Genomic DNA, 25,607 nt, shown 5'->3' on the forward strand with positions numbered 1-25,607 from the left:
ATGTTATCAAGAGTAGGTGAAACTTTATATTGGGTAGCTCGTTACGTTGAACGTGCAGAAAATGTTGCACGGTTAATTAATGTCAACAACATGCTGATGTTGGATTTACCTAAAGGCGTATGTACAGGCTGGGAGCCATTAATAGATATTATTGGTGCGCGTCAGGCGTATCAAGATAAACACGCTGATTACACAGAGCAAAAAGCGCTGCGTTATTTGCTTGTTGGCAGTGATAATGGCTCGTCTATTTTAAATTCTATTATCTATGCAAGAGAGAGCGCGCGAACCATTCGAGACGTGATGCCTCGCGATGTATGGGAAGAAATTAACTCCCTTTATTACTATGTAAAAGATAATCAAAAAGAAGGACTTGCTAAGCGTGGCCGATTTACTTATCTAAAGAAAATCATCGAATCAGCCCATCAAATATTTGGTGCCTTAGATGCGACCATTAATCATGATCATGGTTTTACGTTTATTCGCTTTGGATCGTTAATAGAACGTGCTGATATGACGTCACGAATATTAGACATTCGTTCAGAAACGTTGATCACCAGTGATGAAGCAAAACCTTATGAAAATATTCAGTGGATCAGCTTATTACGCTCGCTTAGTGCTTATCAAATGTATCGACAAGAGATGGGGGTTCGAGTACAGCGTGCCGATGTATTAGAGTTTGTGATGCACAGTGAAGTATTTCCACGGTCAATTTTGTTTTGCTTAATAGAGCTGAAAACGCTGATTTCACCTTTGCCAAACTCTACGGATATTATTAATTTAATAGAAGCAGTAATAAAACAATTGAAAGCTGAAGATGTAAGAGCACTTAAAAATGGTCATTTACACAATTATATGGATCAAATCCAAATTGAATTAGCGGGCATTCATAATGCATTAGCGCAAACGTATTTTTTAAAACCGCCAGAATAGACCTGTTAAGCTATTAATCTCATAATACGCCCAAGGTTTTAAATTACATTGGGCGTTATTAACTAATATGAGCTTTGGCTAATTATGAAAACGCGTTGTCTTTTAATTGTGTTTGCATTTGTTCGCGCATTTTAAACTTTTGTAGCTTTCCGGTAACCGTCATAGGGTAACTTTCAACAAATTGAATGTGTTTTGGTATTTTAAAATAAGCTAATTTATCTTTTAAGAAGCTGCGAATTTCTTGCTCTGTTAACACGGTATCATCTTTAGGCTTCACCCAAGCACATACTTCTTCGCCGTACTTGTCGTCACTGATGCCAAAAATAGCAGCATCTTGCACGCCAGGGTAAGTGTAAAGTACTTCTTCAATTTCGCGCGGGTAGATATTTTCGCCACCACGAATGATCATATCTTTAATTCTGCCCACTATTGCAACAAAACCTTCCGCATCCATTACACCTAAATCACCAGAGTGTAGCCAGCCTTGTTTATCGATAGTTGCGGCGGTTTTTTCTTCATCATTCCAATAGCAACGCATAATACCCGCACCACGGCTGCATACTTCGCCAGCAAGCCCTATTTTTTGTATATTACCCACTTCGTCAATAATTTTTACTTCTGTGTGCGCCAGCGCGCGACCGACGGTAGTAACTTGTTTTTCAATGGATGAGTCAATCTCCGTGGCATTATTGATTGGACTACATTCCGTTTGGCCGTAACCGATAACAACTTCATTCATATGCATCAGCGATTGTACTTTACGCATTACTTGCTCAGGACACGTAGAGCCTGCCATGATACCGGTACGTAAACTTGATAGATCAAAACGAGCAAAATCTTTTAGTTCCAGTTCAGCAATAAACATCGTAGGTACGCCATGCAGTGCAGTACAGCGTTCTTTTTCAACCACCTCAAGCGTGATTGTTGGATCAAAAGAATCTCCTGGAAATACTGCCGTAGCTCCTTTACTTATACATACTAAATTACCTAATACCATTCCAAAACAGTGATATAACGGCACTGGAATACACAGCTTATCGTCTGCAGTTAAGCGCATTGCATTAGCCATAAGAAAACCATTATTTAAAATGTTTTTATGGGAGAGCGTAGCGCCTTTAGGGTTGCCTGTTGTGCCGGAGGTAAACTGAATGTTGATGTCTTGATCTGGTTGCAAAGCTGCACCAATGGCGTTGAGTTCAACGCGGTGGACGGCAGTTGGCATTGCCATAACTTGACTAAAACTAAACATGCCAGCGGCAGGCTCATCACCAATGCGAATAATATTTTTTAAATAGGGGAGGTTTTTTGCTTGCAGTTGTCCAGCTTCTGCAGCGGCAAGTTCAGGCAGTAATTCATTGAGCATACTTAGGTAATTACTGGCTTTGAAACTCGAAGCCGTTATAAGAGTTGAACACTCGACTGAATTTAGTGCAAATTGTAGTTCGTTTGGACGATACGCTGGGTTAATACAGACCATGAGGGCGCCAATTTTGGCGGTCGCAAATTGGGTTAAGCACCACTCAAGGTTGTTAGGTGACCAGATACCAACACGATCACCTGGTTTTACACCTAAAGCCAGTAACCCCATTGCCAGCTGGTTGATCTGCTGCTGATATTCTTTATAGCTTAAACGAATGTTTTGATGATGCAGCACTATTGCAGGGTGGTCTGGGTTATTGTCGACAATGGAGTCAAAGTAATCACCTATGGTTTTATTGATCAATGCTGGGCTTTGTGCTCCTTTATAGTAGCTATGCTCTAAGCCCGTTGTATCTTTGACTGTTTTATTCGCATCGATTGCAGTTGTATTATTGTTACTTATTTGCATGTACGGTCTCCGTGTCAATATTGTGAGAGTCTACTTCAATTAGAAAAACACAAATTGTCGACAAATGAAAGCGCTATACGACCAATGTAGTAATAAAAATGATAAATATTAGGCAATAAAAAACGCTAGCTGTAGCTACAACAAAAACATTGCAGTACACACTAGCGTAGTATCTGATTATAAATCGAACTCTAATTAAAAATTAAAGCTCTTCGCTGCGGTAGGTTTTTTTCATTAAATGTACATATGCATTTACAAACGCATTTTCTTGGTACTTTTTAAGCCCCGTTTCAGCGAAATCAATAGGAATAGGATTACGTTTTAATTGCTCTTTAATTTCGGTCACTGTGAATAAGTGTACGTCGAGTTCTTTAATTAATTGAATCGCGGTTTCCATTTTAAAGCCGTTTGCACTGCCGGCAAACTTACCTTTTGGGGCACGTTGACGAATAGCAACGGAGTCAATTTGATAGTCCTGCATCAGTTTTGCAAAATCAAATTGGAATTTACGCATTACTTCAGTGTCATTACCATTACCTAAGGTAAAGCGAGTTTGGCGAATATCTCGTATATCAAATACATCGTTATCTTTTGTTAAAATACACAGTAGTACGTCACTACCGGTAATTTCTACACCGCATGTTCTCATTGTCATTCTCTAAATAACTAATTTGAGCAGCATTATATCAATTAAACGCCTTAAAAACAGTGCATTTTAAAAACCGATTTCAATCCCAATGCCACTGTGATCGCTTACGCAGATATCTTCATCAATTTGGTTTGGATTTAAGTGTTTATCAAAACTTAAATAGTGTAACGATTTTATTCGTGATAATGCACAATTAGCATTAAAGTGTCCTGAGGTTAAAATATAATCAAGCACATTACCGCGACCTTGGTAGTAATGTGTCGCTGGTTTTATTTTACCATTTGCCGCTTCGCTACTTAATTCAAACGAATCTGTTAACCCTACAATGGGTTGTTCAAGCTCTAAACAGGGTTCGCAACGAGTAGGGTGAAACCCTTGGGTCATAAATGACAGCGCTGGGCTATCAATATTGTCGTTAAAATCTCCCATTACTAATGTTGCACAGTTTTTTTCACGTTGGGTTTTTAGCGCATCATAATAAACAATAGAAGCCTCCAATGAGCGTGATATTTGCGATTGCATCATGCCAACGGTTTGTTGTAATAGATTTAATAAAGGATCGTCTTGGTTGTGAATATTCAAAATATGCGCCATTGAATGCACCCGTTGTGATTTAAAGTGCACCACATAGCAAGTTAAATCACCAAATTCAGGTACATCAAAACTGCATTTAATAGGCGTGCGATTAAATTTAAATTCATTTTGATTATTTAAATACTCAAGTAGTTCTGGACACGGGGTGAGTTCGTGGCACGCCTGAAAAGGGATTTTTGCGGCAATTGCCACCACAGGGTTAAATAACACCTGTGGGTAGAGGCTATCACTGCGCGGACTGGCAACAGTAGCAAAGTAATCATAGCCTTGTTCTTTACACAAAGTTGCTAATTGTTTGGGGCTAAACACTTCTTGGAAAGCGGCCACCGTTGCTTGGCTTTGCTGTAAAAAGTCAGTAATGAATTGCTGTTTTTGTCGCCATTGTGTGGCGTTGTAACGCTCATGCAATTGATAAAAAGAGTAAGGTGGCGCCGCAAAATTAAGTAAATTTAACGTGGCAAAACGGATACGATTAGGCGTGGTCATTAGGTGATCCAACAGCTGAAATTAAATTAAGTATGAAATGCGAGGGTTATTTGTCAATTTGTCTGGCTAAATACTTGTATTTAGTGGCTCCAAACGCGACAATAACTGCTTGTGTTTGGTAAGACTCAACAAATACATTAACCTGTGATGGTTAAAATTAACAATGCTTATTCGTAAAAGCGTTGTAGAGTTATTCACTTTAATTTAATAAATACATGTGATGCATTGTAGGCGTCACCACTGTAGTAAGGATTTATAATGCCAGTTATTACTCTCCCTGACGGTAGTCAGCGTAGTTTTGAAAACCCAGTAAGCACTCTTGATGTAGCCAACGATATTGGCCCAGGCCTCGCCAAAGCAACCATTGCTGGTCGTGTTAATGGCACCCGTGTTGATGCCTGCGATTTAATTACAGACGATTCTCGCCTTGAAATCATTACCGCAAAAGATGATGACGGCCTTGAAATTATTCGTCACTCATGTGCTCACTTGCTTGGTCATGCAGTCAAGCAATTGTTTCCTGAGGCAAAAATGGCAATTGGTCCTACCATCGATAACGGTTTTTACTATGATATTGATATGGAACATTCTCTGAGTCAAGATGACTTAGAAGCTATTGAAAAGCGCATGTTGCAACTTGCTAAAACAAACTACGACGTGGTTAAGAAAACCGTAAGCTGGCAAGAAGCCCGTGATGCATTTGCAGCGCGTGGCGAAATGTACAAAATTCAAATCCTTGACGAAAACATCGCTAAAGATGACCGTCCAGGATTATATCATCATGAAGAATACATCGACATGTGTCGCGGCCCACACGTACCGAACATGCGTTTTTGCCAACATTTCAAAATAATGAAAGTAGCAGGTGCCTACTGGCGTGGCGATTCAGATAATAAAATGTTGCAGCGTATTTATGGCACTGCATGGGGCGATAAAAAGCAACTTAAGGCTTACTTACAACGTTTAGAAGAAGCCGAAAAGCGCGATCACCGTCGTATTGGTAAAGCACTTGATTTATGGCACTGGCAAGAAGAAGCACCAGGCATGGTATTTTGGCACAACGATGGGTGGAGCATTTACCGTGAGCTTGAAGAGTTTGTGCGTGAAAAGTTACGCGAGTACCAGTACGAAGAAGTAAAAGGTCCAATGATGATGGATCGTTCTTTGTGGGAAAAATCAGGTCACTGGGAAAAATATTCAGAGGCAATGTTTACCACTGAATCTGAAAAGCGTGAATATGCGATCAAACCAATGAACTGCCCAGGTCACGTACAGATCTTTAATCAAGGTTTAAAGTCGTACCGTGATCTACCACTGCGTATGGCTGAATTTGGCTGTTGTCACCGTAATGAGCCATCAGGTGCATTGCATGGCTTAATGCGTGTACGTGGCTTTACTCAAGATGATGCGCATATCTTCTGTACTGAAGAGCAAATCATGGACGAAGTATCTGCGTGTATCCAAATGGTTTACGATACGTACGAAACATTCGGCTTTGAAAAAATTGTGGTTAAGCTGTCAACACGCCCTGAACAGCGTATTGGCGAAGATCATATGTGGGACAAAGCAGAGCTTGCTTTAGCTGACGCACTGAAAGAAAATAACATCGAATTTGATTATTTACCGGGTGAAGGTGCTTTCTACGGCCCAAAAATTGAATTTACTTTGTACGATTGCTTAGACAGAGCGTGGCAGTGTGGTACAGTGCAACTAGATTTTGCATTACCAGGGCGTTTAGGGGCAACTTATGTTGCTGAAAACAACGAACGTCGTACACCTGTTATGATCCACCGTGCAATATTGGGCTCTATCGAGCGCTTTATCGGTATTCTTACAGAAGAATATGCGGGCTTATTCCCGACTTGGCTTGCACCTAAGCAAGTGGTGATTATGAATATCACTGATAAACAAGCGGATTATGTGCAGGAAATTGTACAAAAATTAAATAAACTTGGAATTAGAGCCGCTGCTGACTTGAGAAATGAGAAGATTGGCTTTAAAATCCGTGAACATACATTAAAACGTATCCCATATTTACTTGTTGTTGGTGATAAAGAAGTTGAACAACAAGAAGTTGCTGTACGTACCCGCACAGGTGAAGACTTGGGCAAATTTAATGTTGATGAATTTGTCGCTAAAATTAGCGAAGAAATTAAAAATCGACTATAAAAACTCTGCGTGTAGGGCATACATTTAATTGCTAACTACACGCTTATTATTTGATATTCTTGGAGGAACGTACTATTAGAGGCGGCAAGAAAGGGCAACAAACAGCCCAAAAAAATCGTATTAACGAAGAAATTACAGCTCAAGAAGTTCGCTTAATTGACATCGAAGGCGAGCAAGCTGGAATTCAGTCATTAAAAGACGCGCAAACTATGGCTGATGCCGCTGGTGTTGATCTAGTAGAGATTAGCCCAAATGCTGAGCCGCCTGTTTGTAGAATCATGGACTACGGTAAGTTCATCTTTGAAAAAAGCAAAGAACTAAAAGAGCAGAAGAAGAAGCAAAAGCAAATCCAGATAAAAGAAATCAAATTCCGTCCTGGTACGGATGAAGGTGATTATCAGGTTAAGCTTCGCAACTTACGTAAGTTCTTAGAAGCTGGCGATAAAGCTAAAATTACCATCCGCTTCCGTGGTCGTGAAATGGCCCACCAAGAAATTGGTATAGAATTATTAAACCGTATCAAAGGCGATTTAGAAGAGCTTGCAGTTGTTGAGTCTTTCCCTAATCGTGTTGAAGGTCGCCAAATGGTTATGATGATGGCGCCTGTTGCTAAAAAGCAATAAACAAGCTAAGATACGCAGCGAATTTAGCTCAGGTCACCAAGTAATATGAAAATATTCACCTGTGCTAACCGGTATTAAAGTAAAACTGCAGCATTTATGTTGGGTTTTCACCGGAATATGGCAGTAAGTTAGGCCTAAAAGTGGAGCTATAGCAATATATCTCACGCCTGCTTACTAATTTTAAAGCAATACATTTGGAGTTATTGCAATGGCTTATAAGCTAAAAAGTCACAGAGGCGCAGCTAAGCGTTTCAAAAAGACTGCTTCTGGCGGTTTCAAGCGTAAACAAGCGCATCTTCGTCACATTCTGACTAAGAAAACTTCTAAGCGTAAGTTACACCTACGTCCTAAGATGATGGTTCATAAGAACGACCATGGTCTAGTTTCACGTATGTTACCATTCGCTTAATAGGGGTTTTTAGAAATGGCAAGAGTTAAACGCGGCGTTGTCGCACGTGCACGTCACAAAAAAGTTTTAAAACAAGCAAAAGGTTACTACGGAGCACGTTCACGTGTTTACCGCGTAGCTTTCCAGGCTGTTACTAAAGCGGGTCAATACGCTTACCGTGACCGTCGTGCGAAGAAACGTACTTTCCGTCAATTATGGATTGCACGTATCAATGCTGCTTCACGTCAAAATGGTCTGTCTTACAGCCGTTTTATCAATGGTCTTAAAAAGACATCTGTAGAAATCGATCGTAAGATCCTTGCAGATATCGCTGTTTATGACCAAGTTGCATTCGCAGCGCTTGTTGCAAAAGCAAAAGAAGGCCTAGCGGCAGCTTAAGCTTTTAAAATAAGTATTAAAAAGGAGCCTATGGCTCCTTTTTTTGTGGCTAAAATAAAGTTTTCAGCAACAATTATTTGCGGTAAGGCTCGTGAAAAGCGAGATAGTCGGTAGTGATCCCGACCGCGCTAACACTATATAATAATTACAAATAAATGAGGTAATTAACTATTTTGAATTGGCAATCCTTAGTTGATAACCGCCAACGCTTTTTCTGGGTATTACAGATTGCGGGTTGGGTCGGTTATGCACTTGTTAACTACATTGGCTCTAAAGTCTTTGAGATGCGCGATATTTATGTGTTTGTGATCGTACTCAACGCTTACGCCGGATGTTTAATGACTGTGCCATTGCGCTATATGTATCGCAAAGCTTGGAATGCATCGCCTTGGGTTTTAATGTTAGTGGTGTTCGGTGCTTCGTACATTACTGGTACTTTATGGGCGGTAATACAAAAGTTTAATTTATGGGAGATTTATCGCCATGGTTATCGTCCCACAGAATGGTTTTATTATCTGCAACAAGGCTTAGATTCGGTTTATATCATTCTTTGTTGGAGTGGTTTGTATTTTGGCATTAAATATTATCAGCTATTGCAAAGTGAGCGCCAAAAAGCCCTTAAAGCAACAACGATGGCGCATGAAGCACAACTGAAAATGTTACGTTATCAGTTAAACCCTCATTTTTTATTTAATACTCTTAATGCTATATCTACGTTGATTTTGGTAAAAGAGAATAAAGATGCTAATTTAATGGTGTCGAAATTGAGTGACTTTTTACGTTATACACTCAATACCGATCCGATAAAAAAAGTACCACTTGAACAAGAGTTGCATGCACTGATGCTTTATCTTGAAATAGAGCGAGTACGCTTTGATGAACGGTTGCAAGTGAATGTGCAAATCAGTGATGAAGCAAAAAATGCATTAGTGCCGAGTTTAATATTGCAACCGATCATCGAAAATGCGATTAAATATGCGATAGCTCATCTGAGCGAAGGTGGGGTGATTGATATTAAAGCACAAGTTTTTGCTAATGAACTATTACTGGAAGTAGGCGATAATGGCCCTGGTACTGAATTACTTAATGGCCAATTAGTTAATTCACAAGGTGTCGGGGTGGCAAATACCAAAGACCGCCTGAAAACTTTGTATGAAAATAACTATTCGTTTGTATTATCACATAATACGCCAAGTGGATTGAAAGTGAATCTGCGCGTTCCGTTTGAGAAGGCTGTGAAGAAATGAGCAAGATTAAGACCCTGATTGTCGATGATGAACCATTAGCCCGTAGAGGGTTAGCTGTAAGGTTGGCGGAATTTGATGATATCGAAGTCATTAAACTATGTAACTCTGGTCAAGAGGCAATCGATGCATGCCAAGCAGGTAAAATAGATTTAGTTTTTTTAGATATTCAAATGCCTGGAATGAATGGATTTGAGGTTGCCCGAGCACTTAGTGAAAGTGTCAGAGCCTTACCTGCTATTGTATTCGTAACCGCATTTGATCAGTTCGCAGTCAAAGCATTTGAGATCCATGCTTTAGATTATATCCTTAAACCAGTCGACGACAACAGACTAAAACAGGCGGTAGAAAAAGTGCATACCTACTTAAAGACGCAACAAGACAACGCCCATAAAAAGAAATTGGCGAGTTTTGTAGCTGGAATTACTGGTAATAATTGTGAAGAGATTTTGAAAAAACTGGCAACAGGCGATACATTAACAGATCGCCGCTACCCAGAATCTTTAGCGGTGAAAGAGCAGGGTGAAATAATTCGTGTACCTGTAGCGACAATTCAATGGGTTGATGCCGCAGGTGACTATATGTGTTTACATTGTCAAGATGGCCAAACGCATATCTTACGAAAAACCATGAAAGAACTAGAGCAAGAGCTTGATCCACAGCTATTTGTTCGTGTCCACCGTAGTGCGATTGTAAATACTAAGCAAATTAGCAAGCTTGTTACTCAGGTAAGCGGTGAGTATTTATTAGTGCTTGATAACGGTCAAGAGTTAAAAGTAAGTCGCAGCTATCGCGATAAGGTTAAAGCTGCATTAGCAAATTAAGCGTTTGCAACAGATTCAGGATAACTGCTATTAATTAGTGTATTTTTGATTTGATAGCAAATTGACGAGTTGTGCTACTCGTCAAACTGACATTTATAAATAAGAGCCTTTTAAACCTTTAACAGACTTTCGCTTAGCCAACATGTGTTAATGTTTTATCTATGAATATTTCTTGAATAAGATCACACACAGCATTGCCAACAATTTCATTATGGCTATCTATAAAAAAGTGATCGCCATTAAACTTTTTGAATGTCAATTGACCACTGAAGAAGTGCTGCCATGCTAGTTGCTCTTGCTCTGAGATCTCATCATCTAGGCCCATAAATACAGTTACATTACAAGGAAGTTGTTCTGAGCCGTTGTAACAATAAGTATCAGCGAGTTTAAAGTCAGCACGCAAAACAGGTATAAAGAGGGTCATTAACTCTTCGTTTTCTAAAACTTCTGGTGGTGTACCATTAAGGTTTCTTAATTTTTTTATAAAGTCAGTATCGCTTAACGAGTGGGTGTTTTCTGCACTTCTGTCTTTACCTGGGTTTGCACTGCCTGAGGCAATAAAATGACAAGGGCCTTGGACGCCAGACTTTTTCAGTTTGCGGTACACTTCAAAAGCGACTCTGGCGCCTAAACTGTGACCAAAAAATATAGTCTCATGGCTCAGATGAGGACTTAATTCGTTAAGCAATGTATCTGTTAACGTATCCATACAATCTGCTGACGCCTCACTAAATCGGCTTCCACGGCCAGGCATTGCGATCATTATTAACTCGACGTAGTCAGGTAGAATCTTAACCCAATTGCTAAATGATCTGGTACTGCCACCTGCATAGGGAAAGCAAATTAACTTTACGTGTGCATTAACGTTGGGTTTTGGGATATATAACCACGGACTTTTTGATAAGTAATTCATTTTAATATCCTTTTTCGAATTATTGGGTTTTAAAATATGTTTATAGTCTATCGTGTTATCGAAAAAAAAGAAATCTATTGTGAGTTTTGGTTGGATGGATTCTTTGCTAATATTGTAAGTAGACATGGTGACAAATCAACTTATGATATTCGAGTGATCACGCCCCTTGGGACGGGGTTTAATCTATTTACTTGTAGATTATTCCTCTGGAAGTTGAATGATAAAAGGAGAGAGGGCAACAGGAAATGTTACCCTCGTCAACGATTATACAGTGACAATCTTCATGGTGTTGGTTGCACCAACCGTTTCCATAGCATCACCGTGAGTAATAATAACGGTATCACCAGATTGTAATGAACCTGCTGCAACTAAAGTGTTAAGAGCATCTTTTACCATGCTCTCTTTTTCACATTGTGTTGAGTCAAAGAATACCGGGTAAACACCACGATATAAGGCTGTTTGACCAAGCGTACTGGCATGACGAGACAATGAATAAATAGGTAAACCGGAACTAATGCGTGACATTAATTTTGCTGTGCTACCTGATTCAGTTAAAGTAATAATCGCTTTTACTGAATCTAAATGGTTTGCCGCATACATAGCTGACAATGCAATTGATTCAGCGTTTGATGAAAAACGGCTGTCTAAGCGATGTTTAGAAACGTGAGTTTCTTTTTGTGATTCTGCCCCTAAACAAACGCGCGCCATTGTTGCCACCGTTTCTTCTGGATAATCGCCAGTCGCTGTTTCAGCCGATAGCATTACTGCGTCAGTACCATCAAGTACAGCATTAGCAACATCCATAACTTCGGCACGGGTTGGCATTGGGTTATCGATCATTGATTCCATCATTTGTGTTGCTGTGATCACGGTACGATTAAGTGAGCGAGCGCGACGAATAATGAGTTTTTGTTTACCCATTAAGGCAGCATCACCAATTTCAACACCTAAATCACCACGAGCAACCATCACCGCATCTGAGGCAAGGATAATATCATCAACTGCTTCCACCGTTTCAACGGCTTCAGCACGCTCAATTTTAGCTAAAAGCTGTGCTTTAGAGCCTGCCGCTTCAGCTAGTGAACGCACATAACGCATATCGTCGCCACTGCGTGGGAACGATACTGCGATATAATCAACATCAATTTCTGCTGCAGTTAATAAATCTTCTTTATCTTTATCAGTGAAGGCTGGAGCAGTTAAACCACCACCTAAGCGGTTGATGCCTTTATTGTTAGATAACACGCCACCAACAGTTACTGTGGTATGCACTAAATGGCCTTCAACATTTACTACTGTTAATTGAATTAAACCATCGTTTAAAAGCAGTAAGTCACCAGGGGCAACATCTTGTGGTAATTCTTTATAATCGATACCTACGGCGTTGATATCGCCTAGGCCTTTTTCCATTTTTGCATCAAGAATAAATTTTGCACCAACAGATAGCGTTACTTTGCCATCTTTAAATGTCGATACACGAATTTTGGGGCCTTGTAAGTCAGCTAAAATAGCAATGTGCTTGCTTAGTTTTTTGGCAATGTCACGCACAGCTTGAGCGCGATCTTTATGATCTTGTGCAATCCCGTGTGAGAAGTTTAAGCGCACTACGTTTGCACCGGCACGAATTATTTTTTCTAAATTGTTATCTCGATCGGTTGCAGGTCCAAGGGTCGCGACTATTTTTGTGCGTCTAAGCATCAAATTCTCCTGTAGGCTTATTAAATTGTAAGCAGGTTGACGGTTTTTCGTTATTAATAGGTGCCATTTTAACTAACACGCATAATACAGTTTACAGGCAGCTAATAGATTGTTGAAAGTAATGTAATTTACCATGCTGCCATTATTTTATACAAAAAAATTATAACTTCATTATGACACCGGTGTCAGTTTTCGTCAATGCTCGACCCAGTAATCCATATCAGGAAAATTTATCGCCCGAGGGAACGGTTGTTTGATATAATCACTGTATCTTGCGTGTTTGTCTTGCGCAAAGCGTTGTATCTGTTGTCTAGGCTCGCATTTTTACGTGGCTTGGGTATATAATGCGCGCGGTATTATTTTCATTTACTAACCAATAGTTGTTACCGAGGAGGACACTAAATGCAAGTTGCATTAGTCGGGTTAGGCGTTATGGGTAAAAATCTTGCTCTGAACTTGATAGAACAGGGTATGACGCTAGTAGCTTATGATAAAAACCCAGACGCGGGCGAAGAGCTATTAAGCTGTGCTAAATTACAAGGCATGGCAGATCGTCTGCACATTGTGTCTGATTTAGGTGATATGGTAAAACGGCTTACGCCGCCTCGCTCAGTTTTGTTATTAGTACCAGCAGGTGAGTTAGTTGATAAAGTGTGTAACGAATTAGTTGAAGCGGGCGTTGATTGCGACGACATTATTGTTGATTGCGGCAATAGTAATTATAAAGACGGCATATCGCGTAAACTTAAATATCAAAATAAATTTGAATTTGCCACTATGGGCATTTCTGGCGGTGCCGAAGGCGCGCGTCATGGTCCTGCGATGATGGCAAGTGGTTCAGAAGGTGGCTGGGAGCGTGTCGAGCCATGGTTTGAAAAAGTAGCGGCAAGCTACAAAGGCGAATCGTGTTTTGCCCGTGTTGGTCAATCAGCCAGTGGTCACTTTGTAAAAATGGTACACAATGGTATTGAATACGCGTTAATGCAACTAATTGCTGAAATGTATCAATTACTGCGTTTAGGTACAAACCGTACACCACATGAAGTTGCAGAGATTTTTAATCAATGGTCTGAAGGCGCACTCAATAGCTATTTATTATCTATCTCAAGTCATATTTTATCGTTAGAAACCGATGCGGGTGAAGCGTTAGTTGATTTGATTGATAATAAAGTAGGCGCTAAAGGCACGGGTTTGTGGACGGCACAAAATGCATTAGAGCTGGGTATCGCCGTTCCTTCATTGGTTGCAGCTGTGCAAGCGCGTCACTTAACCAATACGGGTGACACACATGCAGCGAAAGAAATGACGTATGCAGCTAAATCAACTTCACAGGTTGAATTAGATTTAGATGAACTTAAAGATGCCTTCTTGTTTGCAAGTTTACTGGCTTATCGTCAAGGTCTTGCGCTGATAAAAGGTGCATCACGAGCACATCAATGGAAAGTCGATTTATCTAAAACACTGCAAACATGGCGTGCTGGTTGTATTATCCGCGCTGATTACTTAGATAATATCGCTGAAGGTGTTGAGTTTATCGACACTTTAGAAAAAGAGTCATTAGCGCTGCGTAAAATAACAGGTCAAGCAATGATGACTGGATTAGCATTTCCGGTACTTAGCTCAACGCAAACGTATTTTGCGACGTTGACGACACCAAGCAATGGTCATTTAGTACAAGCACAGCGAGATTATTTTGGTGAGCATGGCATTAAAACTCATAGTGGTGAAGTTTGCCATTTAACTGATTTAGTAGAGATTGACGCGAAAGTACGTTAATTAGACCACTAGGTTTAAATGAAAGGCACGCTATTTAGTGTGCCTTTTTAGTTTAAAAGTTGCCAGAGTTCAGCTTATCTACTTAACTCACCACGCAAGTTGTCTTGCATTAAATGGCGAATAGTTTCAATTTCAAGCTTTTGGCTAAATAAATAATGTAATTTAGTTAAGCATGCCTCTAAGGTCATATCGTAACCGCTGATCACACCAATGTTAAGTAATGCGTTACCAGTTGCATAGCCGCCCATATTTACATGCCCTTTTAAGCACTGGGTTAAATTAACGATCACCATACCGCGCTTACTTGCGCTGGAGAGGATCTCTAAAAAGTCTGGATCTTGTGGTGCATTGCCCACACCAAAGCTCAATAATACGAGGGCTTTGATATTGTCGTTTACCAAGCTTTTAACTACAGCATGACTGATCCCTGGATACAAGTATAAAACACCAATAGGTTGCGGCGTGATGTTGGTGACTTGTAGCTCATTTTCAACATACGGGCTCAATTGGCCTTTTAATAATTGAATATTAATTCCTGACAGTGCTAATGGGTCTAGATTAGGGGATGCAAAGGCATCAAAGCCATCGGCATGTGCTTTTGTCGCACGATTGCCGCGAAATAATTGATTATTAAAAAATAAACTGACTTCAGCAATTGGATAATTAGCCGCTAAATACATCGCATTAAGTAAATTCACTTGGCCATCAGAGCGCAATTGCGACAGTGGAATTTGCGAGCCTGTCACTATCACTGGCTTTGTTAAGTTTTCAAACATAAAGGACAAAGCCGATGCGGTATACGCCATGGTATCAGTGCCATGAAGCACGACAAAGCCATCATAATCTTGGTATTTACTTTTTATATCGTCAGCAATTAGTTGCCAATGAGCAGGGGACATGTCTGACGAATCAATCAGCGGGCAATACTCATGAATATCGAATAAGGGCATTTCATCACGATTAAACTCTGCATTGTTTTCTACGGTTTGTGTTAAAAAACCTTCAGCGGGAATATAGCCTCGACTCGATTTTTTCATCCCAATCGTACCGCCAGTGTATGCGATATAAATACGTTTACGTTTCATAAAAAAAGCCCAGTAAAAAAACTGGGCTTAGTATAACGGTTAGTTGCTGTGATTACAGCCTGCGATTAAAGCCTATACACTACTTATTGTGAAATATTACACACTAAACAACGTGCGTAAATGCCTTGCGGATCGTTGTAATCTTTTAGACCTTCAACCTCAGTTGTTAATTGCTTAACTAAACCATTGATAGATGCTTGGTTTGAGAGTGCATTTTGTAGCGTACTTTGTGAGCCAATCAGCGATCTAATCGATGCATTTCCAAAAATATCCTGGATTAATTTCTCTTCCGCCGATAGACTCTGTTTTATGGTTTTAACTTCATAAAAATCAAGCTTAGCCAGTTCCGCTGCCGCTTTGATAGCGTCTTGCTTATTGCCTAATTTGTCAACTAAGCCAAGCTCTTGCGCTTGACTTGCAATCCAAACACGGCCTTGTGCTATACTGTCAACTTGCTCAGGGGTCATGTTTCGCGCTTCACCAACAACTTCTAAGAAACGTTGATAAGCATCTTCAACACTTAGTTGAATGACCTGCGCCATTTTTTCATTAAGGGGGCGAGCGATTGATAGGCCTGCCATTTCAGTTGTGGCAACGCCATCTGAATAAACACCTAATTTAGCCATAGTATTTTCAAAGGTCATAAAGTTACCAAATACACCAATTGAACCAGTAATGGTGCTAGGTGCGGCCCAAATTTCATTAGCTGCTGAGGCAATCCAATAACCGCCAGAAGCTGCTACTGAGCTCATTGAAGCAACCACTGGTTTACCAGCTGCTTTAAGAGCAAGCACTTCAGCACGAATAACTTCAGAGGCAAACATACTGCCACCGCCTGAATCAATACGAAGTACAACCGCTTTTATTTTATCATCTAAGCGTGCTTTACGAAGTAGTGCGGCTGTAGAGTCACCACCGATTTCACCGGCTTTGCGTTCACCATCAGAAATTGTACCGCGAGCAACCACAACAGCGACTTTTTCTGTCATTGGGTTATCAAACTCAAGCGGCGGTTTAACTAATGAGAGATATTCTTTAAATGATACTTGGTTAAAGGTTTTACCTGTTTCTTCAGTGCCTACTAAGGCAATTAACTCTTGACGCACTTGTTGATTGGTTTTTAAAGAGTCAACCCATTGATGTTCTAATGCATATTTACCTGAATCACCATTAACTGCTTGCATTTTTGCCAGAAACACGTCCATTGTTTCGTCAAAGTTTGCTTCATCAAATGGGCGCACAGCGGCAACGTCTTGTTTGTATTCTTTCCACAATGCACCTAGCCATACATTATTAGCTTCTTTTGCTGCATCTGACATATCGTTACGAATAAACGGTTCAACAGCCGATTTAAATGTACCAACACGGAAAATATGCTGAGTGATACCGAGTTTTTCAAGGGCATCTTTAAAATACAATGGGTACATGCCAAAGCCTTGGATCTCTACACCGCCATAAGGGTGCATCGATATTTCATCAGCGTGCGCAGCAAGGTAATATTGTGCTTGTGAGTAATAATAACCAGAGGCAATTACTTTTTTACCGCTCGCTTTAAACCGCTCTAACGCTTGAGTGATTTGTTTTAATTTATTTAAATGCGCGCTAGGCATTTTTTGTAAATCTAGCAAAATCACACTAATGCGTTTATCTTCAGTGGCTTGATCAATTACTTCGATAATATCATCAAGTAAAATTTCAGCCGGCTCGTCGTTGCTCTGTGTTGCATCATTGATGGCAGCTTCAATTGGATCGACGTAAACTTTTTCTTCTACGATTGGACCATTGAGGTTTAGCCTGAGCACCGATGTGTCAGCTACATTGATTTCATTGTCATCGCTTGCGATTGAAACAATGAAAAGAATAACGAGTAACACAAATAAAAAATTGAGGACTAAACGACGAGAAAAGTTAATTCCTGCCCACAGTCCTTTAAATAGCTTTGCAATCAAAATAAATCCTTAGTCTGGTACAACTTATATCTGTCACCATCTTAGCCCAGAATAAAAATTAATTTAACTGTTAAATCGTAACTAAGTATTTATGAGCAAGGTTTTAACCGTGAGAATGTGAAAATATTAGCTAATTTATCGCTTTTGTTGCTTATTGCTTGCCAATCGAGCAAAATTGGTTAATGTATAGAGGTTAGACCAGTTCATTGGGGCAGAGGATGTTAGAACAACAATTACAATTGAAACACACAAAGCTACGTAACCGTTTGGTAATGGGCTCAATGCACACGGGGCTTGAAGAGGGATGGCATAACCGAAAACGCCTGCGTGCTTTTTATGAAGCGCGCGCTAAAGGTGGTACTGCAATGCTCATTACGGGGGGCTACAGTCCTAATTTGCGTGGCAAATTAACCCCAATCTCATCGTCTTTTAATAGCTATTATGATGTGTTTAAGCACCGTGCATACACTGATGTTGTCCATCAACACGGCGGTAAGATTTGCTTACAATTATTACATGCTGGACGTTATGCGTATCATCCATTTAATCAAGCACCCAGTGCAATTAAAGCACCTATTAACCCATATCAACCCAAAGCAATGTCGCTCAGTGCAATTAAAAAAACCATCAAAGACTTTGCTCATTCCGCTTATTTAGCACAAAAGGCTGGCTACGATGGCGTTGAAGTAATGGGTTCAGAAGGTTATTTGATTAATGAGTTTATGGCACCGCATACCAATAAACGCACGGACGAATATGGTGGTAGCTTAGAAAACCGTATGCGTTTAGCATTAGAGATTGTCAACGCGGTTCGGGCAAAAGTAAATAAAGAATTTTTAATTATCTTTCGATTATCGGTAATGGATTTAATTCCGAATGGGTCAACACCTGAAGAGGTTACGATCCAAGCCAAAGCGTTAGAACAGGCTGGAGTTGATATTTTAAATACAGGCATAGGCTGGCATGAAGCACGAGTACCTACTATTGCGAGTATGGTGCCAGCAGGTGCATTTAAAGAAGCTTCAAAACGTTTAAAGGAAGTGGTAGCGGTTCCTGTCATTGCTGTAAATCGTATTAATACCCCCGAGATTGCCAATGAAATTTTAACCGCAGGGGATGCCGATATGATCTCGATGGCACGACCACTATTAGCCGATCCAGAATTTTTTAATAAATACCAAGCACAACAAAGTAAACACATTAATATTTGTATCGGCTGTAATCAGGGCTGTTTAGATCATGTATTTAAAGGTAAACGAGCAACATGCTTAGTGAATCCTCAAGCGGGGTTTGAGCTAGATTATCCTCTTGAGCTGACCAACAAGGCTAAAAATGTGTTGGTTGTAGGTGCTGGGCCTGCGGGCTTATCTGCCAGTTGCTACTTAGCGCAAAAAGGCCATACGGTAACGCTGATTGATAAAAATACAGATATGGGCGGCCAATTTAATTTAGCGATGCGAATTCCTGGTAAAGAAGATTTCAATCATACCTTGCGTTATTTTATTAATGAACTTGAACGCCTAAAGGTCACGGTAACACTCAATACTGCTTTTACCGATAAAATGCTTGAGCAATATGATGACGTGGTGTTTGCAACGGGTGTGCGCCCGCGTGAGGCAAACTTTACCTGCGCGGATAATAAACGTGTTTTTTCATACGATGAAGTTATTCGTGGTGAAGTTGAATTAGGGCAATCGATTGCAATTTTAGGTGCCGGCGGCATTGGCTTTGATATGGTTGCTTTTTTAAGTGAACATAAAGATCAAAGTATTGCTGATTTTAAATCGCAGTGGGGAATTGAGTGTCAGCCAAGTCCAGATAAAGATAATCGTCAATTGTTTATGCTAAAACGCAGTGCCGGGCGTTTTGGCAGTGAGCTTGGTAAAACAACGGGCTGGATACATCGTCAAGTTGCAAAGCAACATGGTGTAAATCAGATCGCTGATTGTCAGTATCATCATTTTGATCAGCAAGGTCTAAAAATTACTGTGGCAGGAGAGGAGCAGGTGCTACCTGTTGATACAGTGATCGCCTGTATCGGGCAAGTCTCTAATAACGAATTAATGTCGGGGTTAATCGATAATTCTAAAGTACATGTAATTGGCGGGGCCAAATTAGCATCAGCAATTGATGCAAAACGAGCTATTTATGAAGCGCTTCAGGTCGCGCGTAAAATTTAACTGAAATAAACTTCTAATCGTAGCGGTCTTTGTTTAATACATTTCAAAAGACTAGACTGCTACGATGAATACATTAATCACTTTCTATAAAACTTCTCTACAAAAAATAGCCATTTTTGATGGTATCCCTGCTTTACTATTTAGACTGATACTGGCGCCAGTTATGATCATCGCAGGTTATAACAAGCTAAATATCAGTGGTGATGGTAATGGTTTTTTTGAATTCTTTTTAGCTTCTCCAGATGTTGTTGCTTGGTTTGGTAACCCAGATTGGGGCTTAGGCTTACCTTTTCCTGATTTACTGGCTTTTTTAGCTGGGTGGAGTGAATTTCTCGGTGGCTGGCTGCTCCTAGTTGGTTTATTAACCCGTTTGGTTAGCATACCGCTGATGTTTACTATGGTCGTTGCCGCAACCTCTGTACATTGGCACAATGGCTGGTTTGCGATTGCGCCGACAGATCCAGATACCAGTGCTGCACAAGTACTTGATTGGTTGGCGATCCCCGGTGCGAAAGAAAGTTTAGATAACTCCCGTGAAGTAAAAGAACGGATTGAGAAAATTCGAGGGCTTGTACAAGAGCATGGTTTCCCAGATTACCTTTATGAAAAGGGCAAACCGTCCATTTTGAATAATGGCATTGAGTTTTCAGCAATTTATTTTGCGATGTTATTGAGTTTATTTTTTACCGGGGGTGGCCGTTTTGTTAGCCTTGATCACTGGTTACGGAAAAGATTCGAATAATCTAAATCTCTACCTGTCAGTTTGCGACGTCCGTCGCAAACTTTCTAAGTTTCTTAGCAATCCCTACAATGCTATGCTAGTTTCTTTTTTTTAATTAGAGAATCGCTATGGACGCCATTGAGCTTTTATTGACTCGTCAGTCAGATCCTCGACTGATTGCACCTGCCCCAAACAACAGTCAACTTGATATTATTAAACAAGCAGCGCTTCGTGTGCCTGATCATGGTTGCCTTGCACCTTGGCAGTTTATTGTTGTCGCAGAAGATGCGCGTGAACGACTCGGCGAAATTTATTATCAAAGTGCAGTTGCAGAACAACAAGATGAAAAAGTCATTAATCGTGCCAAGGAATTACCACTGCGTGCACCGATGATCATCATCGCCATTGCAAAATATCAAGCGCACCCAAAAGTACCGCGCATCGAACAAGTACAAAGCGCTGGTTGTGCTGTGTTAGCTATGCAACAAGCAGCTTTTGCGCAAGGACTTAGTGGTGTATGGCGTACTGGCTACTTTGCACAAAGCGAGGCGGTTAAGACGGCGTTAAAGCTTGATAATGAAGATGAGATTGTCGGTTATCTGTATTTAGGCACTCCAGAAATGGACTGTAAGAAGGCTGTTCGTCATAGCCCAGAACACTTTTTCACACACTTATAGTTGCCAAAACGTAATTAATTGGAACTTTATCTTCTTATTTTAGTCAGAGTGCATTAAGGCTACCTTTGTTATTATCATCAGGTAGTTTGACTGTCTGAAGCGCTTGGATGCAATAACCCTCAATACAATGGTTTGTTATTTTCTGCAGTTTGTTAATGTATGGAATGTCTTAATTAGAATAACAACAAGAAGACGAGGATAATGGGAAATTTATTTTTACGTGAAAAAGAAAAATGGTTAACGTGGTCCTTATGGGGCTTTGTTGGTGCGGCTATCACTCTTTACACAGCATTTAGTACACAGACTCCTCATTTAATCGCGATCTCATCAACTGCTAGTGTGGTTATTTTAGCGTGGTGGATGCAACGCACAAGACGATTTGATTTTGGTAGAGCGTTTAAAGTGTGTTGTTATGTATTGTTTGTGAGTATTTTACCCGCCTTTGTCTTGGTACTTGTACCAAGTGATGATCTTAACCGTTTTGATTTAATCTTTCAGAGCTTAAGTTTTGTAACTTTTAGCTTATTAGTCTGCTTGCTGTGTTCGTGGCTAGCAAAACGTCCAAAACAGTATTATTGATGTATTTTTAAGCGCTTTGAGTAATTGTAACGATTAATTTAAACTTTTTTACTTTTAGGGCTTTACAACAAGGCAAGTAACCCCTATTATCCGCGCCGTACGGAGAGATGGCAGAGTGGTCGAATGCACCGGTCTTGAAAACCGGCAGGGGTTTATAGCCCCTCTAGGGTTCAAATCCCTATCTCTCCACCATATTTAAAAAGCCGCCTTATGGGCGGCTTTTTGCTATCTGGAGTTTAAGATGTCACAACACAATCAATTAAACACCACACAGCGGGTGCTAAAACACGTACTGTTATGGTCGGTGTTTGGCTACTGTTATCACAGTGCTATTAACTTACTCGTTAAAATGGCGATGGATGCACAACCAGAGCATGTATTGCTCACAGCTATGCTTTACTGCCTAGGTTTTAATCTATTAGCTGGGCATTTAATTACTAAATATGATAAATACTGGCCAGAAATTGCGGCAATATTTATTGGTTGTATCGGTTTATTAGTCGTGCCGGTGTTATTAGTTGGTACGCAGGCATTACTGAGTCGTCCATTACTTGCTGGTATTTTAATCAGCTTGCCAATCTTGACTTTTGCTGTGCGCTTAATAAAGCGAAAACTCACTAAAAACTAGCTCTAAAGAAGCCCAAAAGGGCTTTTTTTTATGATAGCATAGGCGCGTCTTTTAACTGATACCAGCGTTATTAAGCTTGGTATAAACAAAACGTGAAACATATTATGTCAGATAATTTTACTACAGATGCTGAAAAAGCAAGTTACGGTATTGGCCTACAGATGGGTGAGCAACTTAAAGCTAACCCTTTCGAAGGTTTAAACTTAAATTCAGTATTTGCAGGCATGAAAGATGCGTATGTGGGCGGCGATTTCCAAGTTGAGATCCCTGAGATCCAAGCTGCATTCGAAAAAATCAACACTGAAATCCAAGCACGTCGTGAAGAAGAGGCGAAAGTACTTGCAGCTGAAGGCATTGCATTCTTAGAAGAAAATGCAAAACGTGCTGAAATCACAGTGACTGAGTCTGGTCTTCAATATGAAGTACTAGCAACAGGTGAAGGCAACAAGCCAACTGCTGAGTCAACAGTGCGTGTTGATTATCACGGTACACTTATCAACGGTACTGTATTTGACAGCTCTTATGAGCGTGGTCAACCTGCTGAGTTTCCAGTTGGTGGCGTGATCAAAGGCTGGACTGAAGCATTACAAATGATGCCTGAAGGCACCAAATGGCGTATCTATGTTCCTCATGAGCTTGCTTATGGAGAACGTGGTGCCGGTGCTGCAATTGCACCATTCTCAACACTGGTATTTGACGTTGAGCTACACGAAATTCTTTAATTAGAAATTGAGTAATAAAAAGCCGCGCTAATAACTATTAGCGCGGCTTTTTTATGGTTATTTACTGAGATCAGAAATAACCACGTAGACCAATTCTAAAGTTACGCCCAGGAAGTGGCGCTTCATCTTTAATAAATGAACTATGTACAAAACCCAGTTCATCCGTAATATTATCAACGTTGATATAAAACTGTGTATCTACCGGACCGACACTTAATTGATAATTTGCTTGCGCATCAAACAGTGTATAGCCATCAGTTGCGGTTTCATAAGCCGTAATATCACGTTGTTCAAAGTAGTGTGTGCCAGTTAAGCTGAACTGCCAATCACTGATATTATACTGAAATTCTGAACCTAACTTATTTGCCGGAATACGCGGTAAATACCCTTCATCATCAGCAAGTTTTGCAGTGGTTGAGTCACCAAATACTTTTACCATCGCATTTGAATTTAATTGATAATGTGCATCAAATTCAATGCCGTATAATTTCGCATCTTTACTGACAAATTGATAAACAGCCATACCATCATCGTGGCCAGGCTCTGCAGCTTCAAGGCCGTGCTCTTCATCAAACATTAACCCCGTGTTTTGCTGATAGTAAAAATTGGCAATGTCGTTATAGAAAAAGTTAACCGTATAACCAAAATCGCCACTAAAGCGTCTAAAGCCAAAATCAATATTGGTTGATGTTTCTTGTTTGATATTTTCAGGTTCGAAGTGAATTTCACCGTCTTCTATCGCGTAGCCTAAACCAAGCTCATAGGTGCCAGTTGCAATATGGACACCATTTGATAATAGCTCGGCTGATAACGGTGCGCGTTCAGAGTGTGACACGCTCAGCGCAATACTTTGTCCGGGTGTATATTGCCAAATAGCGCCTGCTGAAGCGCTCAGATTAGTAAAGCTTTTACTGTAAGGCGTTATTTCATTGGCGTGTTCATCAGTATGATCATCTTCATGGTCATGCGCAGCAGCACCGATATTACTATCAATATTATAATCTTCAATACGCGCACCTAATTCTAATGTCACGTCGCCAAACTGTTTTTCTTCGAGGATAAATAATGCATGAGTAGTCGTTTTGCTAGCGGGTGTGAAGGCTTCTTCACCATCGGCATCATAATCAGATTCACTAAAATGATAACCAGCCATACCATGCCAATTACCTAACTTATGCTCGATATTTAAACGTGCTTCAGTGGTTTCATTACTAAAGATAGTACCGATCGCGCCATCTTCAATTTCAGCATGGCGATAATCAGTATAACCAAGACGTAAATTAATGGTTTCAATCCAATTGTTATGCAATGCATAGCTCATTAAACCTTGCCAACGATCTTGCTCAACACGTGCATAAACGGCTTCTTCTTCACCTTCTTCATGGGCATGTTCGTGTTTGTGATCATGGCCATGTTCATGGCTATGTGCTGGAATACCGTAATCTGTTTCTATACGGCCATAAGAGACGCCTAACGTTAAATGGTCACCCACATAGCTAGTACCAAAGTTTACGGTTTGGCTATCAATAAAGGTATTTTTAACTGACGTTGCTGTTTCATGCTCTTCTTCGTCATGGCCCTCATGATCTTCGTGCTCTTCTTCAGGTAAGTTAAAACGTGGAGTTTGGTAGTCATCACCAGTGCGTTTGGTACCATCAAAATGGAAATTAAAGTTGTTATGGCCTGTTTCAAGCTTGGCGGCATAGGTGTTGGCGTTTGATACCGTATCGTGACTGTATTCAACTGCGCCGGTCAATTGTTCAATATTATCAGTAGGAATACGGTTATCAACCACATTAACAACACCGCCAATTGCACCAGAGCCATAAAGTAAGGTGGCAGGGCCACGTAAAACTTCAATCTGTTCAGCTGCTAGGCTGTCATTAGAGGTGGCGTGATCAGGGCCAATACGTGATGCATCGCTGCTGTCTAAACCATTTTGAGTTATTTTTACACGGGGGCCATCTAGGCCACGGATTATAGGACTTGAAGAAACAGGGCCAAAATAGCTGGCATTAACACCGGGAAGGCCTTTAAGTGTTTCGCCTAACGTGGGTTTTGCTTTATTGCGTAGCTCATCACCACTGAGCACACTCACTGGTGAAATCATCTCTAAGCTATTTTTATGCAGGGCAGAGGCGTACACAACGACTGATTCAACTGACGTAGGTATAAGGGTGATATTTAGAGCTGAGCTGGCTTCAGTTACTTGAACTCTAGCATCAACATAATTATTTTTACTAATATGTAACTGACTATTCGCATCGATATTAATACTAAATTGGCCATCGTTGTCAGTCTTTATTGATTGCGCTTTACCGTGTACATGGACGTCGGCTTGGCTGATCGGTTGATTTTTATCATCTAAAACTTGACCTTTTACCACTGCGGCATGAGCAGAAAAAGAACTTAGAGCAGTAATTATTGCTGTGGATATTAAAGAATGTCGGATCATGGTTACTACATCGTGGTTATTATGTTGTGATATAATATAACACCATCATTTAAGCCAATCAATAATGTTATACCATAACTTTAAAATAAA

General features: G+C 40.3%; 22 protein-coding genes and 1 tRNA gene. 15 read left to right on the top strand and 8 right to left on the bottom strand.

Annotation, left to right across the window (positions count from 1 at the left end; translation table 11 throughout):
* Positions 1-930 carry an alpha-E domain-containing protein gene (locus tag J7338_RS09820; protein WP_210796899.1) on the top strand — a complete coding sequence of 310 codons (930 nt, stop codon included), beginning with the start codon at positions 1-3 and terminating at the stop codon, positions 928-930.
* Positions 931-1,012: 82 nt separating this feature from the next.
* On the opposite strand, the gene J7338_RS09825 is transcribed toward J7338_RS09820, so the two are convergent.
* The 3 genes from J7338_RS09825 to J7338_RS09835 all read right to left on the bottom strand — a co-directional run bounded on the left by J7338_RS09825 (position 1,013) and on the right by J7338_RS09835 (position 4,487).
* On the bottom strand, positions 1,013-2,758 hold the full coding sequence (locus J7338_RS09825) for an AMP-binding protein (RefSeq protein ID WP_210796900.1): 1,746 nt from the start codon (positions 2,756-2,758) through the stop codon (positions 1,013-1,015).
* A gap of 202 nt (positions 2,759-2,960) precedes the next feature.
* Positions 2,961-3,407 (bottom strand): DUF3010 family protein, encoded by a 447-nt coding sequence (locus J7338_RS09830; RefSeq protein WP_169021129.1) that lies wholly within the window; start codon positions 3,405-3,407, stop codon positions 2,961-2,963.
* Positions 3,408-3,473: 66 nt separating this feature from the next.
* Positions 3,474-4,487 (bottom strand): endonuclease/exonuclease/phosphatase family protein, encoded by a 1,014-nt coding sequence (locus J7338_RS09835; protein ID WP_210796901.1) that lies wholly within the window; start codon positions 4,485-4,487, stop codon positions 3,474-3,476.
* 258 nt (positions 4,488-4,745) lie between these two features.
* Here J7338_RS09835 and thrS point away from each other — a divergent pair, with 258 nt between their 5' ends.
* From thrS to J7338_RS09865, 6 genes are all read left to right on the top strand, one after another.
* Positions 4,746-6,656: a threonine--tRNA ligase gene (gene thrS, locus J7338_RS09840; RefSeq protein WP_210796902.1), complete on the top strand. Its 1,911-nt coding sequence runs from the start codon at positions 4,746-4,748 to the stop codon at positions 6,654-6,656.
* A gap of 59 nt (positions 6,657-6,715) precedes the next feature.
* Entirely contained in the window at positions 6,716-7,279 is a 564-nt protein-coding gene (infC, locus tag J7338_RS09845; protein ID WP_215909054.1) for a translation initiation factor IF-3, read from the top strand.
* A gap of 208 nt (positions 7,280-7,487) precedes the next feature.
* A complete protein-coding gene (gene rpmI, locus J7338_RS09850) occupies positions 7,488-7,688 on the top strand; it encodes a 50S ribosomal protein L35 (protein ID WP_004587840.1) in 201 nt (66 codons plus the stop codon).
* Between the two features lie 15 nt (positions 7,689-7,703).
* Entirely contained in the window at positions 7,704-8,066 is a 363-nt protein-coding gene (rplT, locus tag J7338_RS09855) for a 50S ribosomal protein L20 (RefSeq protein WP_008110477.1), read from the top strand.
* A gap of 173 nt (positions 8,067-8,239) precedes the next feature.
* A complete protein-coding gene (locus tag J7338_RS09860; RefSeq protein WP_210796903.1) occupies positions 8,240-9,313 on the top strand; it encodes a sensor histidine kinase in 1,074 nt (357 codons plus the stop codon).
* Positions 9,310-10,134 (top strand): LytR/AlgR family response regulator transcription factor, encoded by an 825-nt coding sequence (locus J7338_RS09865; protein WP_210796904.1) that lies wholly within the window; start codon positions 9,310-9,312, stop codon positions 10,132-10,134. The genes J7338_RS09860 and J7338_RS09865 overlap by 4 nt, the downstream gene beginning before the upstream one ends.
* A 133-nt stretch (positions 10,135-10,267) precedes the next feature.
* On the opposite strand, the gene J7338_RS09870 is transcribed toward J7338_RS09865, so the two are convergent.
* Positions 10,268-11,047 (bottom strand): thioesterase II family protein, encoded by a 780-nt coding sequence (locus tag J7338_RS09870; protein WP_210796905.1) that lies wholly within the window; start codon positions 11,045-11,047, stop codon positions 10,268-10,270.
* A gap of 264 nt (positions 11,048-11,311) precedes the next feature.
* Positions 11,312-12,745, bottom strand: a complete 1,434-nt coding sequence (gene pyk / locus J7338_RS09875) for a pyruvate kinase (RefSeq protein WP_210796906.1) — start codon at positions 12,743-12,745, stop codon at positions 11,312-11,314.
* 402 nt (positions 12,746-13,147) lie between these two features.
* On the opposite strand from pyk, the gene gndA reads away from it, so the two are divergent.
* A complete protein-coding gene (gndA, locus tag J7338_RS09880) occupies positions 13,148-14,521 on the top strand; it encodes an NADP-dependent phosphogluconate dehydrogenase (RefSeq protein ID WP_210796907.1) in 1,374 nt (457 codons plus the stop codon).
* A 74-nt stretch (positions 14,522-14,595) separates the two neighbouring features.
* Here gndA and ansA read toward each other — a convergent pair whose 3' ends face one another.
* Complete coding sequence (ansA, locus tag J7338_RS09885) at positions 14,596-15,606, bottom strand: asparaginase (protein WP_149982498.1); 1,011 nt, start codon at positions 15,604-15,606, stop codon at positions 14,596-14,598.
* Between the two features lie 83 nt (positions 15,607-15,689).
* A complete protein-coding gene (gene sppA, locus J7338_RS09890; RefSeq protein WP_210796908.1) occupies positions 15,690-17,555 on the bottom strand; it encodes a signal peptide peptidase SppA in 1,866 nt (621 codons plus the stop codon).
* A 218-nt stretch (positions 17,556-17,773) separates the two neighbouring features.
* On the opposite strand from sppA, the gene J7338_RS09895 reads away from it, so the two are divergent.
* The 7 genes from J7338_RS09895 (at position 17,774) to J7338_RS09925 (ending at position 23,062) form a co-directional block, all read left to right on the top strand.
* Positions 17,774-19,735 carry an oxidoreductase gene (locus J7338_RS09895; RefSeq protein ID WP_210796909.1) on the top strand — a complete coding sequence of 654 codons (1,962 nt, stop codon included), beginning with the start codon at positions 17,774-17,776 and terminating at the stop codon, positions 19,733-19,735.
* A 64-nt stretch (positions 19,736-19,799) separates the two neighbouring features.
* Complete coding sequence (locus J7338_RS09900; protein WP_210796910.1) at positions 19,800-20,477, top strand: HvfX family Cu-binding RiPP maturation protein; 678 nt, start codon at positions 19,800-19,802, stop codon at positions 20,475-20,477.
* A 107-nt stretch (positions 20,478-20,584) separates the two neighbouring features.
* Positions 20,585-21,133, top strand: coding sequence for an NAD(P)H nitroreductase (locus J7338_RS09905; RefSeq protein ID WP_210796911.1), 549 nt, complete (start codon positions 20,585-20,587; stop codon positions 21,131-21,133).
* A gap of 201 nt (positions 21,134-21,334) precedes the next feature.
* Positions 21,335-21,712 carry a hypothetical protein gene (locus J7338_RS09910; protein WP_210796912.1) on the top strand — a complete coding sequence of 126 codons (378 nt, stop codon included), beginning with the start codon at positions 21,335-21,337 and terminating at the stop codon, positions 21,710-21,712.
* A 101-nt stretch (positions 21,713-21,813) separates the two neighbouring features.
* Positions 21,814-21,904 (top strand) — tRNA-Ser (locus J7338_RS09915).
* Between the two features lie 49 nt (positions 21,905-21,953).
* Positions 21,954-22,340, top strand: a complete 387-nt coding sequence (locus tag J7338_RS09920; protein ID WP_210796913.1) for a hypothetical protein — start codon at positions 21,954-21,956, stop codon at positions 22,338-22,340.
* Between the two features lie 104 nt (positions 22,341-22,444).
* On the top strand, positions 22,445-23,062 hold the full coding sequence (locus J7338_RS09925; RefSeq protein ID WP_182717447.1) for a BamJ family beta-barrel-assembly machinery protein: 618 nt from the start codon (positions 22,445-22,447) through the stop codon (positions 23,060-23,062).
* A 70-nt stretch (positions 23,063-23,132) separates the two neighbouring features.
* Here J7338_RS09925 and J7338_RS09930 read toward each other — a convergent pair whose 3' ends face one another.
* Positions 23,133-25,517: a TonB-dependent receptor gene (locus J7338_RS09930; RefSeq protein ID WP_210796914.1), complete on the bottom strand. Its 2,385-nt coding sequence runs from the start codon at positions 25,515-25,517 to the stop codon at positions 23,133-23,135.
* Between the last annotated feature and the right edge of the window lie 90 nt (positions 25,518-25,607).

This window comes from Pseudoalteromonas ostreae (assembly GCF_018069805.1).
GTDB classification, from domain to species: Bacteria; Pseudomonadota; Gammaproteobacteria; order Enterobacterales; family Alteromonadaceae; genus Pseudoalteromonas; species Pseudoalteromonas ostreae.